This window comes from Haloquadratum walsbyi J07HQW2 (assembly GCF_000415985.1).
GTDB classification, from domain to species: domain Archaea; phylum Halobacteriota; class Halobacteria; order Halobacteriales; family Haloferacaceae; genus Haloquadratum; species Haloquadratum walsbyi_B.
Genome location: NZ_KE356561.1, coordinates 3045805 through 3060788, shown reverse-complemented (window position 1 = coordinate 3060788; position 14984 = coordinate 3045805). Strand labels below are relative to the sequence as shown.

Here is a 14984-nt window from a genome sequence, read left to right as displayed (position 1 = left end):
ATAAACGAATATTCACACAATTTGATGTCAATTGACTGTCCTTGAGATAGCAGCTATTCAATTAACAGTTACTCGGCAAAATAACTTGTAAAAAATCCAGAAAGAAATGCTGAGATGGCAACTGCGAGGACAACATCATTCAGATTCCATGTGTCATCGTTATCAGCCATCACAACTGTTGCTACCACACTAATGACGGTCGAAACAATTCCATTGATAATATCGGTTTGCAGTGACATAATTGAGTTATTGCAGTGGACTCACATATATCTACATATGTCTACGGGCGGGGCAGGTCGAGCGCCTCGGGACTTGACCCCGAGGCGATTCACATGGGAAGGTGATTGAGTTGTTATTATCATCATGATACGGTGGATCAATCTACAGAGAAAGCAGGCAGAGTGCCTCGGGGCTTGCCCCCGAGGGTGAATGCCGTAAGCTCGCTTAAACGTGTTCCGTTCGCTCGATAGACTGCTCAATCGTCTGGCTAGATACCTCACCAGCCGTTCCAATGTAGTACGAGTCTTCCCAGAATCCACCGCCCCAGAAGTATGTGAGACGGCAGGCATCGGGACCTGTGGACGGCCCGACCGTGACCCACCACACCGTTGAAGGAACCCAGACCGATGGTGTGTCGGGTGTGTTCGACCAATCCACGGAAAGAAGCTCCAGGTCCAGGGCTTGACCCCGGAGCAGTTCACTATGTGATGTGAGGATACGGTCACATTGGTTCATATATTTCCAGTGAGTCTCAGGCAACGAGAGCCAGCAAAACGCCGGGCGGACCCAACCTGACAGACATGATATGTAAATATGAAGATTGGATGTGGATGCTATCCAAATCAGGATACACTGTATCGAAATACTGCCATTGTCATCATCGACGCAGAAAATGTATCGCAAGAGCACAGAAGCCGCAGCATTAAGAAGTATTACGTATATGTGAAATATGTGGCTGACTCACTGCTCGTGTACGACGGAAGTAACCCGGCGTTTCGTGCGGCTGCGACGACAGTAACGTGTCGTCTCTCTAATATCCGACCAGTACGGTGGGAATCTGAATCAGTGCAGCGAATCCTAGAAGCACAATTCGACGCTTGCCCATTTATATTCGCGCTTATTGAAGATGAGACAATCTATGTTGGCGCTGCAACGATACGGCGTGTTCTTGAAGAATATGATGTTTCAACACCGCTGATAGAGACACTCGAGGGGATATATCCGGTTGCAGCCGGACCATTTGGTCGACTTGTGCACGGTCGTGAACCGGCAAATATCAACGGGTGTTTTCCATTGAAGTCTGAAGCAAAAAACCATCTCACATCTCTACAACAACGTCAGAAAATTCCTGTCAGGGAGGTAGATGCAGAAAGCGGTGATATTGGTGATGATAATTCAAACTGATTCACTATGTCTGATGAAAGTGAAAATTAAATTATCGCACTGCTCTAAATAAAGTATATTATTCTGATTCACTACGGATATATCATTTCCGTTTGATTTGGTTCAGTTTCGCGCGACAGTCGCACGAAATGGATCTGCTTCCGGACGACATGAAATCTGTCGTGTCGAGGCGAACCCGCCTGCTTTGCAGTACCGGTCTACGAGGTCATGTCGTTCATCCATCGAACCTGCCCGCCATGCACGCACAGCTTTCGTCGGAAACATTCGATTAGTAAAACTGACAACCAGTACACCATCATCATCATCAAGCACCCGAGCGAACTCATCAAACACGCGACCTGGATACTGAAGATACTGCACTGAGAGTGCACATGTGACAGCATCAACAGAATTGTCCTCTAATGGAAGGACTTGATTTTGATTCAAATTCTGACAGAACCACTCATCAAGCGCCTCATTTTCCTCAAGTTCAGCTGCGTTGAGTCCGTGACCAATGACATGACCGTATGAAATGTCATCTGGAAGATGTGAGACCCAACTGCCCATTGCATCGAAGATGCGATCGTCGGCTGAGAGAACTGATGAATAAGTATCGGTGAGTTGCGACAAGAATCCATCATCCGCGTGCGTTACGAACCGGGGGGTATCATAAAATCCAGTATCAGACCGAGGATCACGTTTTGTCCGCTCCCGTTCGGAGAGAAGCGGTGATGTGCTCTGTGTCGTCATAAGGTTATTATGAAGTCAATCGGTTTGAGTCAACTGGTGTTTGACAAAATGTCTATGAATATAGAATGGAGAAATCATATCATGACGATAAAAATTTGTCCAACCGAGAAAAGTAAATGAATATGCGGCAGCCGACACTTCGTAATCAACTCATCGCTGCGATTAAGGCCGACCAACAGGGGTTTCGACAAACTCTCTCAGCGCTTATTAGCGACGGTCATCTTAGTGAAATAAATCAGGATATTCTTCAAGACGATATCGATGAGACTAGATTAAATCTTAGTGAGGACGCAGACCCACGTGAGACGATCCTACAATGGCGTCTTCAGGTTCTTGATACTATCCAATTTGGACTCACACTCACTGGACCGACGTACCAAGATAACCCAATTCGGTATGCAAATCAAACATTTCGAGAGATAACCGGCTATAGTTTATTACAGCTTCGTGAATCAAATCCTCGAATACTACAGGGTCCGAAAACGGAATCTTCAGCGGTTGACACGCTGCAAGAAGCAACACAAATTTGGGAACCAGTGACAGTCACACTATGGAATTACCGTCGCGATGGAACGCCATTTCGAAGCCGTCTATCCATTACCCCACTTCGGAGAGGTGATGGCATGATAACGCACTGGCTTGGCGTGCAGACTGTTGTTGACCCACCAACTGGTGTTTTATCACCAAACTCAAAACTAGAGACAGAGACAGAGATAGCTGCTGAAGACACGTCCAATACCGACACGATCTCTCTTCAAAAAAGCCAGAGCGAAGTCAGCTAGAAAGGGACTACATATCGCGTGAAGTGTCTCGGGGACAAGCCACAAGCCGAGGCTTCCTAATTCTACGACGGAACTTGCAAGACCGATTCTATCTCACAGCGGTTCGAGTCCCCACAGGCGTCTCTGTGGAGGCTCCCACTCCGAGTGAGAGATGATATGATCCTTCGAGGGTCTGAACCGAACGTGTTTTTGAACGGTAAGCCAGACTAGGTGACCATCATATCATAGTTAGATGATTGATTATGATTAACTGTTAAATTTTGGAGAATAGTGTCGGCTTCATCCACGACCACGGGGTCATGGTCATAGTCATATCCATATCAATATCAAAGCCCCGTAGCAGTCGTCTTCGTATTTCTGTAAACGGTCACGGGTCGGGTGACCCGTGGAACTCTCGCTGAAATCTCTATATTATCTAGCTATTATCCGGATTCTGTTGTAGCCGAACGATACCTATCGTCAGTTGTGTTGGCTTCAACTTGTGCATCCCATAGCGCTGCATACGCTCCAAATTCTTCAATGAGCGTTTCATGTGTACCAGATTCGATAATTTCGCCATCATCTAACACAATAACACGATCAGCATCCCTGATCGTGGAGAGTCGGTGAGCAATGACAAATGCTGTCCGATCTGCAATCAACCGATCAATACTCTGTTTGATTTCTTCTTCGGTTTCGGTATCAACATCGCTCGTTGCTTCGTCAAAGATAATGATCGATGGATCATTGAGTAGTGCGCGAGCAATTGCAACGCGTTGTCGTTGCCCACCAGAGAGTTTGATTCCACGCTCGCCGATTTGTGTATCATATCCTGATGGGAGACCAGAGACAAATTCATGTGCAGCCGCTGCTTTCGCGGCTTCAATAACCGAATCACGACGCGAGGACGTATCTTGACGCTCAGCAGTAAGTACATCGCTGTCACCATATGCGATATTCTCAGCAACCGTTCCTGAGAATAAATATGGATTTTGTTCAACAACAGCAATCTCATCACGAAGCGCTTGAAGATCGTATTCGCGAATGTCCCGACCGTCAATACGGACCGCTCCTGAATCAACGTCATGAAGACGAGAAACCAGTTTCACCAGTGTAGATTTCCCGGCTCCAGTCGCACCAGCAAGTCCGACCGTTGTTCCTGGTTGGACATCGAGTGATATGTCTGTAAGCACTGATTCGCGATCTGTGTAGCTAAAGTGTACGTTCTCGAATGTTACTCGTCCATCGATTTTATCTGGAATAACCGGATCCGTCGGTTCAGTGACTGTCGGTGTCTGCCCAAGAAGACCGAAAACACGTTCAGCACTCGATTTGGCAAGTTGGTATTTATTTGCAGATCGCCCGATCCGTCGCATCGGTGAGTAGAGTCGGCGAAGATATAGGAAGAACGCTGCGAATGCACCCGTTGAGATAATCGCTTGTTCGCTGGCGGATGCGGTGATAATTGAGCGTCCACCGATGAATAATACGAGGATGAATACAATACCAGTAAGCAATCGAAGCCCAGCAAAAAATGCCCGACGGATACGAAGTGCAGCGACTTGTTCATCATGGTAACTGCGACTCTGTTCGGCAACACGGTCACGCTCAAACGCATATCGATTGAATACCTTGACAACAGCAACCCCACCAAGGTTATTTTCAAGTCGGGTATTAAGTCGAGAAACTGTTTCTCGAATTGATTTATATCGTGGCTCAATCCATTGGAGAAATCCAGCACTCGCAATACCAATCAGCGGGACAGGTGCAAGTGCGATGAGCGCGAGTGTTGGCGCATAATACCAGAGAACGACAGCAATGCCACTGACAGTTGCAACAACTCGAATGAGTTGTCGGAACTCTGTATTGAGGAACTGCTCAAGACGATTGATATCACTATTAAGAATTGATAGCATTCCTCCAGTTTGATGCGATGCGAAGAAATCCATCGAAAGATGCTGAAGATGATCATAAGTGTCGTTTCGAAGGTCACGTTGGATTTTCTGCGCTGATGACTGAAGCAAATAGCGTGAGCCAAAGCGACTGACAGAGCGAATGAGGTATGCTAATGCGGCGATTACTACGAGTTGTTCAAGAACAGCAATTCGCGCTGTGGTGCCTGTGATTTGTCCCGCAGTGAAGAGTCCGAGATCAGACAATAATCCAGGTTCGCCGCTGCCAAGAACAATGCGATCAATTGTTGTGGCAATGATGATAGGTGGGATAAGCCGGGCAATGCGGGTACTGATTGCGGCAAGCACACCGAGCAGAAGTCGAATCCAGTAGGGGCGTGCATATGCGAGTAGATTAGTCATCGGGTGTCCGTCAACATGCTGGCGAATATCGCTAAATCCGCCATCATCGGTATTCTGATCCGTCACGGCTGCAAAATATGATACTGGAAAACAAATATCTGCAGTGAATCGCACATAGTGCGCAGATATGCGCCAGTGTGTTTATTCTGATCTGTCATGTTATCTGAAGTGGATAAACGAGATATGAATTTGAACATCAATTTATTTTAGCGTCCTTTTCTTTGTCGTATCGTTTTCGTTCTTGAGTTGGATGGTTTGTGATGTATACTTTCGTGTGATCAGGAATATCATCTGTGACCCATGAATTGGCGCCAATACTAACATGATCGCCGACGGTTACTGAACCAAGAACTTTGGTTCCAGCACCGATAACAACATGATCACCAATATCGGGATGTCGCTCGTATCCCTTCTTGAGCGCATGTTGCGTTCCCTCTTGTTCCTCAAAATGAAGCGCCCCAAGAGTAACATCCTGATACAGGCGTACCCAATCACCGACAGTCACGGTTTCACCGATAACAACTCCTGTTCCATGGTCAATAAAGAAGTATTCGCCAATCTCAGCACCAGGGTGAATATCAATACCTGTTTGGGTTTTCGCATATTCTGTTAGTTCTCGGGCATATTCAACTGCACCTTCTTCATAGAGAATGTGTGCAACCCGCTGCATTGCAATCGCAAGAAATCCGGGATATGAACGAATGATCTCGGTGTAACTTTTTGCAGCAGGATCGCCTTTATATGCAGCTTCAGCATCACGTTTCAGTAATGTTCGGATCTCTGGAAGCGTATCAAGAACATTTGTGACGACTTCATTTGCGTTAACATCTGGATATGGACAGATGCCTGCATGAAACAGATCGCCAAGCTCATCAAGCATATCAAGTATGGCTAATTCATCACGAACAAGTTCGGGCGCGTTCCAGCAGGTTGGGAAAAACAGCTCTTGAAGATATGCAATCTCTCCACGGCGATGTTCACGCTCCGGAAAGCAGACAGAGACATTTGTCGGGTACGGATCAGCATCCGACTGGTAGGCCTCAAACAATTTCTCGTTGGCGTCGCCAGCGTACCGATATTCCATATTAGCTATATTTACTGCGGAAGTATGATATTAGCGTCTGTAAACAACCCCGGGCGCGGTGACCCGAGGGTTTTGTAATTTCCTCAGCCGTGCGGTGCGCTCGCACTCCCTGCTCGGCAAGCGAGCGGGATGAGGGTGGGCGGCTTACACGACGCGCCCCGACCCGACACCCGGACAAACGCACCAACCGAACCTGCGGGTGGGTTTTGTAAGTCCGGGAATTCGACTCGTTACCGTCGAGTGTCGCCTTTTCGCGCCACACGATATTCACCGATGCGTTCCGGTCGGCGTGGTCTTGCACCACGTCACACTCCTCGTTCGGACACCGGCACCGCCGACCCTGCCGATACCCACGCTCACCATAGCACGAACATGTCTGTGAGTTGTAGTAGGCAGCCACCGTATCTGTCGGAATCTCTCGCCACGTCGCCTTGTACGACACAAACGTCTCGAATTTATCGAACGGCAGTTTGTACAATTGGCGATTCATGTACGACCCGTACTGCATTTCCTCGCGGATACCGCTCATATCCTCGAACACGATGACTGGGTTCGAGAACTGGTCTGCGAACTCCACGACAGCACGAGAGAGACGATGTAACACCCACTCGGTGAACCTCTCTTCGTTGTCACCGAGTTTCCGGTGGATACTCTGCTTCCCGTGTTCCTGACAGCGTTTCGTGATTTCTATCGTGACTCGTCGTTTCAATACACCAATAAATAGTGTTCGTATACAGCATTCACGGAAGCCTTTTGTTATTCTCTCTCTGAAAATCTGGATATATTCGGTGACATTACCGGATTATAGGAGTTATCATCGGACATGCATGAGGTTATGGTCGTTACAGATGAGTCGACATTCAGACAAACAGCAGTAGAGGCGCCTCCAGGCGCACGCGTCCCAGTCGAAATAGAAGTGACTACTGAAGATCCGTTTACTGCATACCGGCAAGCGAGGACAGACGCCGGTGATGGAATATATTTAGCGACCACCGGCGGACAATCTGGGTGGGGATATTTTGCTATTGATCCAGTTGAGCGGATTCAAGTGAGCGGATCAGCAGTATCAATTGCACAGCATTCTGATAACCAAGGTGATATAGCTGAAAAAGATACAACAGAAAGCCAAACTCAGGGACCGACTCTTGATGAGCTTGATAGTATTTTGTCTCGTGAGAGTCTTGTTCGTGGTCCCTGTGCCATCCCATATCCTTGTGGTGCGTTTGGATGGCTCTCATATGACATTGCTCGGGAGCTGGAGTCGATTCCACAGACAACACCACCGAGTGATTTGCCACGAGTACAGATTGGAGTTTTCGACCGTGTCGCTGCATGGGAAGAGCCACGTTCGGATGGACCTGTGACAATGCATATAACGGCGTGTCCTGTCGTTGATGCGGATGCAGATATAGGAAATATATACCAGCGCGGACTCACGCGTGCACATGACCTTGCATCTCAGATTGATACCGGTAGCGCGTCGGTAGATGAGCCAACGGTGTCTGTTCCAGATAATGAAATGACATTCAAGAGTGAATGTGGAACAGCAGCATTTGAAGACCGCGTTCGACAAATTAAGGAGTACGTCCGAGATGGGGATACATTCCAGACAAATGTTTCACACCGCTTGAGTGCACCCGCTGCAATTCACCCTGTTACCGCTTTTGATGCGCTTCAAGAGGTGAACCCTGCTCCATACTCTGCGTTAATTGAGTTCCCTGGGGTTGACCTTGTCAGTGCAAGCCCAGAATTATTACTATCGGTCAACGGCAATCGAGTAAGTACCGAACCAATCGCCGGAACACGACCACGGGGTGAAACATCAGCACATGATGATGAGCTTGAAACAGATCTTACAGAGAATTCTAAAGAACGTGCTGAGCATGCAATGCTTGTTGATCTTGAGCGAAACGATCTTGGGAAGATCTGTGAGTACGGAACGGTGAATGTCTCTGAGTATCGACGTGTGGACCGATATTCCGAGGTAATGCATCTTGTCTCACTTATTGAAGGGCAACGCCAGTCACAAGCAGGAATTGCTGATGCCGTCGCAGCGGTTTTTCCTGGTGGAACAATTACCGGTGCGCCAAAGCCACGAACAATGGAACTTATCGATGAAGTTGAGACAACACGCCGGGGACCATATACTGGGAGCATTGGAATCTTTGGGTTCGACGACCGCGCGGTATTAAATATTATAATTCGAACACTCGTGCGGCGTAATGATGAATATCGTCTCCGTGTTGGTGCTGGAATCGTTCATGATTCTATTCCCGACCAAGAATATCAAGAAACGTTAGATAAAGCACGAGCTCTTGTGAGAGCTGTTGATACAGCACTTGGTGAACAAGGGTCGCTTGCTGTTGGCACAACAGGAGACTCAGCGGGTGAATCAGCTGTAAGACAGAGTGCATCAATACATTCAGAAGGTGATGGAATCGAAAGCGGTGACTCAGTATGATCCTTGTTATCGATAATTATGATTCATTCGCGTATAACCTAGTTCAATACGTTGGAGAGTTCGATGAGGTCACCGTGCAGCGTAATGATGCAGTTGATTTGGATGACATCTATGCATTAGACCCCGATGGAATCGTTATCTCACCAGGTCCTGGGACGCCTCAAGACGCTGGGGTGTCGATAGATGTCTTTGCTGAACTGGATTATCCAGTCTTAGGTGTTTGTTTAGGTCATCAAGCACTTTGTGCAGCACATGGTGCACCAGTTGGACATGCGCCTGCTGTTGTCCATGGAAAGTCATCAGCAGTCCGGCATGATGGAAGTGCTTTGTACGATGATGTATCCGATCCGTTCGATGTCGGGCGGTATCACTCATTAGCAGTTGAGCGCCAGGATGTCCCTGCACCGCTCGTGGAGACGGCTGTGACGGACGACGAACAGGGTGTTGTCATGGGCGTGAGACACCCTGATAAGCCACATCATGGCGTTCAATTCCATCCCGAGAGTATTCTTACCGATGCAGGTAAACAGTTGGTTAAAAACTTTTGTACGTCAGTCGCAGATTAATATACCCGCATCATATTGTCTGTCTGGTACAAATGTCGTAATCTCGGTATCACCGGGTTTGGCAACATTTGACATCCTTCCGCGCCTGAAGACGCGGTATTCTCCTTGTATTTTATAATAGACAGCAGTGGTCAGATATGTCTCAGATCTCCGATCAGAGTAAGCTGCATTGTCAACATATGTGACCTGGCATAACTCAATACAAAAAGACAGAATCCCACCGGTTATCTAAATTCAAGGGAAAGGCCCCTTCCTCAAGGAGTGACCGAAGTGAGCGGGTAGCGAGTATGGAGGAGAGGGGATACGCCCGAAAACACACACGATAACGAATAGTCTGACATATGATACATATACTCGACAGAGTATAGGGAAGCTCAATTCAGTTCTGAGTTGTCTGACTCGGAGGAGGGTGTCAAGTCGAGTCGAGTAGAGTCGAGGAGAGCGGGCTGTGGACGCCACACCACGCCCCACAATGAAGAAACCCCTCTGAGCGTGCATCTCGTATCTGCATCTGGATCTGGGCAGACATTGACGGAAGCTTCGGTTTCGCTGGAATCCCCGTCGGTAAGGAACGACCGGCGACGAGCCGTGAGTGGGTAGATCGGGGGAGTTCACAGGGGTTTACTGCTATCACAGGAATACGATACTGTGTTTTATTTGTATCCTGAGATATAGATGTGCAATCAGGATAGTAACTAACACAATGTTGAGTATAGATCAGGGGCAGTATCAGCAAAAATGGTGGTGAGACAAAGAGATTATATGTTTCCATCAGATGGATTGAGATGGGTAACGCCCAAGATAAATTATGGCACAGCCTGACTCATCCAGTCTAGCAGAAGTTCTTGATCGCGTACTTGACAAAGGGATCGTCGTTGATACCTTTGCACGCATTTCACTCGTAGGTATAGAGATTTTAACTGTTGAAGCACGCGTCGTGGTTGCTTCAGTTGATACCTTCCTGCATTACGCAGAAGAAATCGCAAAAATTGAACAAGCAGAACTCACTGTCGGCGCTGAGGCGTAGCTGAAAAGCCATCAGACGTCGTCCAAAGTGAACTGTGAGTCAATCACCAATTTCCAAATTTTTAATCATAGCTTATAATCACAATCATAATCATGAGTGTAATGAAAAAACGCGACGAAATAGAGACAGCCTCTGAAGAGTTTACAGCGATCCAGCGCGAATTTGCCGGGTATACTGATGAATTCGCAGCGGACGTTAAGACAAAACGCGATGTCAGTGAGTATCGTGCTGCGTTTGAAACATTTGAGACAGATCTTGTAGAAGCAAGGGAGGTGTTTATGCAGTATAATGATATATTCGATGCAACGGTGGCCACATTCCTTCAGGATGTCTCCCGGCATCAGGACGATATTGCTGATCTTCGTACTGCATTTGAGAGGTATCAAGTCACATTTGATACTGATGTTTCTGAGTTACAGGATGTAAGTGACCTTCTTACAGCAATCGATGAGTTTCAGACCGCAATTGTCGAGACAGGCGCGGAGATTGACGCATATACTGACGCATTCGATGCTGATGTTGCTCAGATCCAAGATGTAAATGACCTTCTTACAGCCATCGCATCGGTTGAGGACGCATTTGATGATGTTGAAGATGCATTCGGTGCATACGCTGAAGCATTCACTGCAGATATCGACGATATCAACGCTGATGTCGCTGCAGAACAGGAAGCATTTGCAGCCGTCAATGATGCATTTGAGTCGTATCAATCAGAATTCCACAACATCGAGGTACAAGCGGTGATTGATTCTGTCGGTGCATTTGAAGACGACATCGAGGAGTTTAGCACCAATTTCGAGACAACAGCCGAAGAATTTGCCACATACGTCAAGATGTTCTATGGTATAGCGGACACTGAGGATCATGATGATGTGGATGTGTCAGAAGAAGAACCAGAACAGGCAGAACAAACTCAGGTAAACACAGCGGGTGATGAGGGAAACGTGAGGAGGGCTGAGGCAGGGTCTGACGCAGTCTCGACCTCAGCCGAACCTGATACTGAGGTTGATATTACCATTGGTGGAGATGCGACTGGAGATGCTGACACTGATGCTGATGTTGACATCAGCGTTGATGCTGAGTCGGGATCAAGTGATACGGCAGATACCCCCACTGAGTTATCGATTGATACTCCAGATGGTATGGTCACATGTCGCGTCTGTGGTGAACATTACCATGCAATCACAGAACCGCATCTACAGACGCATGGAATGTCGATTCAAGATTATCGTGCGGAGTATGGTGAAGATGTCCCACTCCGACCAGATGACGAAACACAATGACAGAAAACTCTCACGAGCGGAAGGTACGTGGATCACAAATTCGATCATCGCGTGAAAACAAGAAACGTCGTCGTGAAGACAAATCTATTGAGCGTATGAAACGAGCCGAAAGTGATGGTGGCTCAACTTCCACATCAACAGCAAACCAATCACGAAGGTCCACAAGCCCCGGCGCCGAGGGGCTTGAAGATGAATTCATTCCGAAAACACGTGATTTCATTGAGACTGATGCAGTAAATGATGTTCGCCAACGAATGCAGCGATGGCTTACTGTTGACCGTCCAGTTCATCTGATCGGTCCGACAGGATGTGGAAAAACTGCGCTTGCGATGCACGTTGCCCGTGAGCGTGATCAGCCGGTTGTGTGGATCAACGGTGACGCAGAACTTTCGACAAGCGATCTTGTTGGTGAGTATGCTGAAAAAGAGCGCATCTCAGAACGTGATCAGTATATACACAATGTATTGAAAAGTAAAGAAATAGTCAAAGATCGGTGGGTAAATAATCCACTGACACTCGCTGTTGAAGAGGGTGCCACACTTGTATATAATGAGTTCTCACGAACCAAACCGGTCGCAAATAATGTTTTATTATCTGTCTTCGAAGAAGGGGTCTTAGAGCTTCCAGGACAACGTGGCGAATCACGGTATGTTGATGTCCATCCAGATTTCAGAGCAATATTAACGTCAAACTCTGTGGAATATGCTGGCGTGCATGAACCACAGGATGCGTTATTAGATCGGCTCATTGGCGTCTATATGGACTTTTACGATCTTGAAACGGAGGTTGAAATCGTTGATTCACAGATTAACGGCGATATCGATATTGAAACAAAACAGCTCGTTGAACTGATTCGGAAGTTACGCGACCGACTTGAAATTAATGTTGGGACACGAGCGGCAATTATGGTAGCTGAAGGCGCAAGTACGGTCAACACAGTCGATAAACGAACATTGATTGAGCTTTCTGTCGACGTACTGGCATCAAAAGTCGCTCAGTACAGTGAGGTACAAACGCTTCGAACAGAGATTGAGACTGTCGTTGAGGACACCGACATTAAGTTGTAATAGCGGCTGACAGGAGTCACAACAGCAAAGAGACCGAACAATGTCTGAAGAAAATAAACACGAGGGCGAGACTGAGACAGTAGCTGATACTGAAACCGTTGAACCCATCGGGATTATAGAAGCACAGGAATGTGCGAAGACGGCTGCTGAGGAATTATTTGATCATGATTTTAAATCTGTGATTAAGGCTGAAACAAATGATAATAACGAATGGCGAGCGGTGATTGAACTCGTTGAACGACGTGCCGTGCCAGACACACAGGATATCATCGGTCGATATGAACTCAACCTTACTACAACCGGAAACGTAGCCGGGTATGAGCTACTCGAAAGGTATCAACGCGGTGATATGAAAGAAGAAATATAAGATTGGAAACTAGCAAATACTGATTAGCTGAGTCATTATGATAAGTATGAATATAAACAGAATCCCCACGGGATTAATTCATCAGAATACCCATACGCTTGTCAGCAGGAGAGATACTTTGAAGTTCTCATCCGTGCAATCGTGGAGAGAGGCGTTAGTTGTGTACTCAGCTTTCGATCATCAGTCACCAAAGTAGGTACAAGATCATCATATTAGATACTAACAATAATTAAAATGAACCATCATAAGATCGAACACCGTGATACCGCCTCGACAACGCGTAAATGTTAGTAGAATATTATAACCAATTTAGCAGTGAAGCGATGCAACGATCGTCATATCATACTACCAATAACACATGAGTGATAATATATACACATACGGCGTCATCGAACAGGAAAATATTGAACTCGCTGCTGATGGGGTTGGCGGTGCAGATGAAATATATACAGTTGAGTATCGCTCATTATCAGCTGTTGTCTCCGATATCGATACCACGGATCCAGAGCGGACTGATGAGGCTGTTACAAAGCACAATGATGTACTTCAACAGATTCTTCAGTATGATGATGGTCGGACGATTGTCCCGATGAGTTTTGGAATGGCATTTAAAAACGGACGAACGCTAAAGGGAGTTCTTCGGGGAGCACGGCGGGCACTACGCAGTGCATTAAATGATATTGACGGGACAGTCGAGTTAGGAGTGAAAGTCGTCTCAACAGGTGATGAGTCGATTGACCAATCATCACTCCGTACAGATCTTAGTGAACGTCTGTCATCAGTAAGCATCAATGCAACTGATGATGATCTATTCAGTGATAGATTAATCTTGAATCGATCATATCTTGTCGAACGCGCAGATCGATCTGTGTTTGATGAGACAATCGATGAAATCGAAGCGGACTATGGGAACGATGTGACGATTCAATATACTGGACCATGGGCGCCGTACAATTTCGTTGATATTCATATCGGCGCGGACCAGCAAGCGGGGAGAGGAGGTCGGTAGTGAATGTTAGTCGTTGATGATCTATTGATTAATCCATTCTTATCACTACTGGATATTCTTCAGACGATGGCACTTGATGAACTGTACGACACTGAGGGTATTCGTGATGAACTCAAAGAAAATCAACTGTTATATGAGATTGGTGAACGTTCTGAAGAAGAATATCGTGATCGTAAACAGGAACTCGAGTTACAGCTCAAATTAGCCGATGAAATTAAATCACAGATGGGAGATAAAATTGAGGTGAAGAAGTAATGTCACCAGATAAAAGTAATAATCGTGACAGCAGTGTCGATAATGACTCTTTCAATAGTGATACACAGTCGGGGATATTTCTTACAAAGACACTCAGTCGGCTTCAGACAGTCATCAAAGAACTCGCAGAAATTGAGCAACATGAGGATGGACATCGGCATCGAGCGGGGACACTCACCCGCGGGCGGGTTGCGATTAGCTACGACTATGACGTTTCTATCGGGATTGGCTCACAATTACAAACGGAGCCGAAAGCGGAAGTGAAAATAAATGATGTTTCTAGTGATATATCTGATAACAGCGAATTGCAGGCTGATTCCGCACAACCTGTTCCACATGTCAATGTTCGATCACAGGAAGATGGATTGGATGTCATTGCAGATTTGCCGGGGGTGGATGCAGAGATGGTTGATCTGCAGATCAGTGCAGATCGAGACGAGCTTATTGTCATCATTACTGATGAATCGAATGAAATCAGTGCTACAAAGCACGATGAAAGTCCCAACGCAAGCGAAGTGACACGCCGGGTTGGGATTCCAAGTGGGTTTCAGATTGATAATGTCCACTTTAATAATCATGTCCTCACTGTGCATCTTCACGAGGAACAGATATGAAGGAATTCGACTGTGTCGACATTGATGATTGTGAGTGTAGCA

The 14984-nt window shown here is 46.7% G+C and carries 15 protein-coding genes and 2 pseudogenes; 11 read left to right on the top strand and 6 right to left on the bottom strand.

All coding sequences use genetic code 11. The features are described from left to right. Nucleotides 1-68: 68 nt before the first annotated feature. Both J07HQW2_RS19000 and J07HQW2_RS18995 read right to left on the bottom strand, forming a co-directional pair. Nucleotides 69-239, bottom strand: a complete 171-nt coding sequence (locus tag J07HQW2_RS19000) for a hypothetical protein (RefSeq protein WP_021056313.1) — start codon at nucleotides 237-239, stop codon at nucleotides 69-71. Between the two features lie 205 nt (nucleotides 240-444). Next, nucleotides 445-552 (bottom strand): annotated as a pseudogene (locus tag J07HQW2_RS18995) (transposase); the annotation flags it as partial. Between the two features lie 399 nt (nucleotides 553-951). On the opposite strand from J07HQW2_RS18995, the gene J07HQW2_RS14335 reads away from it, so the two are divergent. Next, nucleotides 952-1404 (top strand): hypothetical protein, encoded by a 453-nt coding sequence (locus J07HQW2_RS14335; protein ID WP_048075717.1) that lies wholly within the window; start codon nucleotides 952-954, stop codon nucleotides 1402-1404. A gap of 102 nt (nucleotides 1405-1506) precedes the next feature. Here the strand turns inward: J07HQW2_RS14335 and J07HQW2_RS14330 are convergent, their stop codons facing one another. Then, nucleotides 1507-2133, bottom strand: coding sequence for a class I SAM-dependent methyltransferase (locus J07HQW2_RS14330; protein WP_021056310.1), 627 nt, complete (start codon nucleotides 2131-2133; stop codon nucleotides 1507-1509). Between the two features lie 122 nt (nucleotides 2134-2255). Here J07HQW2_RS14330 and J07HQW2_RS14325 point away from each other — a divergent pair, with 122 nt between their 5' ends. Next, the gene (locus J07HQW2_RS14325) at nucleotides 2256-2915 is read left to right on the top strand and encodes a PAS domain-containing protein (RefSeq protein ID WP_021056309.1); all 660 of its coding nucleotides are present in this window, start codon (nucleotides 2256-2258) and stop codon (nucleotides 2913-2915) included. A gap of 422 nt (nucleotides 2916-3337) precedes the next feature. Here the strand turns inward: J07HQW2_RS14325 and J07HQW2_RS14320 are convergent, their stop codons facing one another. The 3 genes and pseudogenes from J07HQW2_RS14320 to J07HQW2_RS14310 all read right to left on the bottom strand — a co-directional run. Next, nucleotides 3338-5209 (bottom strand): ABC transporter ATP-binding protein, encoded by a 1872-nt coding sequence (locus J07HQW2_RS14320; RefSeq protein ID WP_048075715.1) that lies wholly within the window; start codon nucleotides 5207-5209, stop codon nucleotides 3338-3340. A 196-nt stretch (nucleotides 5210-5405) separates the two neighbouring features. After that, nucleotides 5406-6293, bottom strand: coding sequence for a serine O-acetyltransferase EpsC (gene epsC, locus J07HQW2_RS14315; protein ID WP_021056307.1), 888 nt, complete (start codon nucleotides 6291-6293; stop codon nucleotides 5406-5408). A gap of 94 nt (nucleotides 6294-6387) precedes the next feature. Further along, nucleotides 6388-6978 (bottom strand): annotated as a pseudogene (locus J07HQW2_RS14310) (zinc ribbon domain-containing protein); the annotation flags it as partial. Nucleotides 6979-7116: 138 nt separating this feature from the next. Here J07HQW2_RS14310 and J07HQW2_RS14305 point away from each other — a divergent pair. The 9 genes from J07HQW2_RS14305 (at nucleotide 7117) to gvpH (ending at nucleotide 14942) form a co-directional block, all read left to right on the top strand. After that, nucleotides 7117-8754: an anthranilate synthase component I family protein gene (locus J07HQW2_RS14305; RefSeq protein ID WP_021056305.1), complete on the top strand. Its 1638-nt coding sequence runs from the start codon at nucleotides 7117-7119 to the stop codon at nucleotides 8752-8754. Beyond that, on the top strand, nucleotides 8751-9320 hold the full coding sequence (locus tag J07HQW2_RS14300; RefSeq protein ID WP_021056304.1) for an anthranilate synthase component II: 570 nt from the start codon (nucleotides 8751-8753) through the stop codon (nucleotides 9318-9320). Before J07HQW2_RS14305 ends, J07HQW2_RS14300 begins: the two co-directional genes overlap by 4 nt. Before the next feature lie 808 nt (nucleotides 9321-10128). Further along, nucleotides 10129-10347, top strand: coding sequence for a gas vesicle protein GvpA (gvpA, locus tag J07HQW2_RS14295; RefSeq protein ID WP_021056303.1), 219 nt, complete (start codon nucleotides 10129-10131; stop codon nucleotides 10345-10347). Nucleotides 10348-10448: 101 nt separating this feature from the next. After that, nucleotides 10449-11630 (top strand): MucR family transcriptional regulator, encoded by a 1182-nt coding sequence (locus tag J07HQW2_RS14290; RefSeq protein WP_303704192.1) that lies wholly within the window; start codon nucleotides 10449-10451, stop codon nucleotides 11628-11630. Beyond that, nucleotides 11627-12697 (top strand): gas vesicle protein GvpN, encoded by a 1071-nt coding sequence (gvpN, locus tag J07HQW2_RS14285; RefSeq protein ID WP_021056301.1) that lies wholly within the window; start codon nucleotides 11627-11629, stop codon nucleotides 12695-12697. Before J07HQW2_RS14290 ends, gvpN begins: the two co-directional genes overlap by 4 nt. A 40-nt stretch (nucleotides 12698-12737) precedes the next feature. Then, nucleotides 12738-13064, top strand: a complete 327-nt coding sequence (locus tag J07HQW2_RS14280) for a gas vesicle protein GvpO (protein ID WP_021056300.1) — start codon at nucleotides 12738-12740, stop codon at nucleotides 13062-13064. Nucleotides 13065-13422: 358 nt separating this feature from the next. Continuing rightward, nucleotides 13423-14073 carry a GvpL/GvpF family gas vesicle protein gene (locus J07HQW2_RS14275; protein ID WP_021056299.1) on the top strand — a complete coding sequence of 217 codons (651 nt, stop codon included), beginning with the start codon at nucleotides 13423-13425 and terminating at the stop codon, nucleotides 14071-14073. Nucleotides 14074-14076: 3 nt separating this feature from the next. After that, the gene (gene gvpG / locus J07HQW2_RS14270) at nucleotides 14077-14328 is read left to right on the top strand and encodes a gas vesicle protein GvpG (RefSeq protein ID WP_021056298.1); all 252 of its coding nucleotides are present in this window, start codon (nucleotides 14077-14079) and stop codon (nucleotides 14326-14328) included. Next, on the top strand, nucleotides 14328-14942 hold the full coding sequence (gene gvpH / locus J07HQW2_RS14265) for a gas vesicle protein GvpH (protein WP_021056297.1): 615 nt from the start codon (nucleotides 14328-14330) through the stop codon (nucleotides 14940-14942). The genes gvpG and gvpH overlap by 1 nt, the downstream gene beginning before the upstream one ends. The last annotated feature ends 42 nt before the right edge of the window (nucleotides 14943-14984 follow it).

Excerpts from the sequence above, each read along its gene's own strand:
- gvpG (WP_021056298.1), top strand. The coding sequence starts at position 14,077 with ATGTTAGTCGTTGATGATCTATTGATTAATCCATTCTTATCACTACTG.
- gvpA (WP_021056303.1), top strand. The coding sequence starts at position 10,129 with ATGGCACAGCCTGACTCATCCAGTCTAGCAGAAGTTCTTGATCGCGTA.
- J07HQW2_RS19000 (WP_021056313.1), bottom strand. The coding sequence starts at position 239 with ATGTCACTGCAAACCGATATTATCAATGGAATTGTTTCGACCGTCATT.
- J07HQW2_RS14330 (WP_021056310.1), bottom strand. The coding sequence starts at position 2,133 with ATGACGACACAGAGCACATCACCGCTTCTCTCCGAACGGGAGCGGACA.
- gvpH (WP_021056297.1), top strand. The coding sequence starts at position 14,328 with ATGTCACCAGATAAAAGTAATAATCGTGACAGCAGTGTCGATAATGAC.
- J07HQW2_RS14320 (WP_048075715.1), bottom strand. The coding sequence starts at position 5,209 with ATGACTAATCTACTCGCATATGCACGCCCCTACTGGATTCGACTTCTG.
- J07HQW2_RS14275 (WP_021056299.1), top strand. The coding sequence starts at position 13,423 with ATGAGTGATAATATATACACATACGGCGTCATCGAACAGGAAAATATT.
- gvpN (WP_021056301.1), top strand. The coding sequence starts at position 11,627 with ATGACAGAAAACTCTCACGAGCGGAAGGTACGTGGATCACAAATTCGA.
- J07HQW2_RS14290 (WP_303704192.1), top strand. The coding sequence starts at position 10,449 with ATGAAAAAACGCGACGAAATAGAGACAGCCTCTGAAGAGTTTACAGCG.
- epsC (WP_021056307.1), bottom strand. The coding sequence starts at position 6,293 with ATGGAATATCGGTACGCTGGCGACGCCAACGAGAAATTGTTTGAGGCC.
- J07HQW2_RS14280 (WP_021056300.1), top strand. The coding sequence starts at position 12,738 with ATGTCTGAAGAAAATAAACACGAGGGCGAGACTGAGACAGTAGCTGAT.
- J07HQW2_RS14300 (WP_021056304.1), top strand. The coding sequence starts at position 8,751 with ATGATCCTTGTTATCGATAATTATGATTCATTCGCGTATAACCTAGTT.
- J07HQW2_RS14305 (WP_021056305.1), top strand. The coding sequence starts at position 7,117 with ATGCATGAGGTTATGGTCGTTACAGATGAGTCGACATTCAGACAAACA.
- J07HQW2_RS14325 (WP_021056309.1), top strand. The coding sequence starts at position 2,256 with ATGCGGCAGCCGACACTTCGTAATCAACTCATCGCTGCGATTAAGGCC.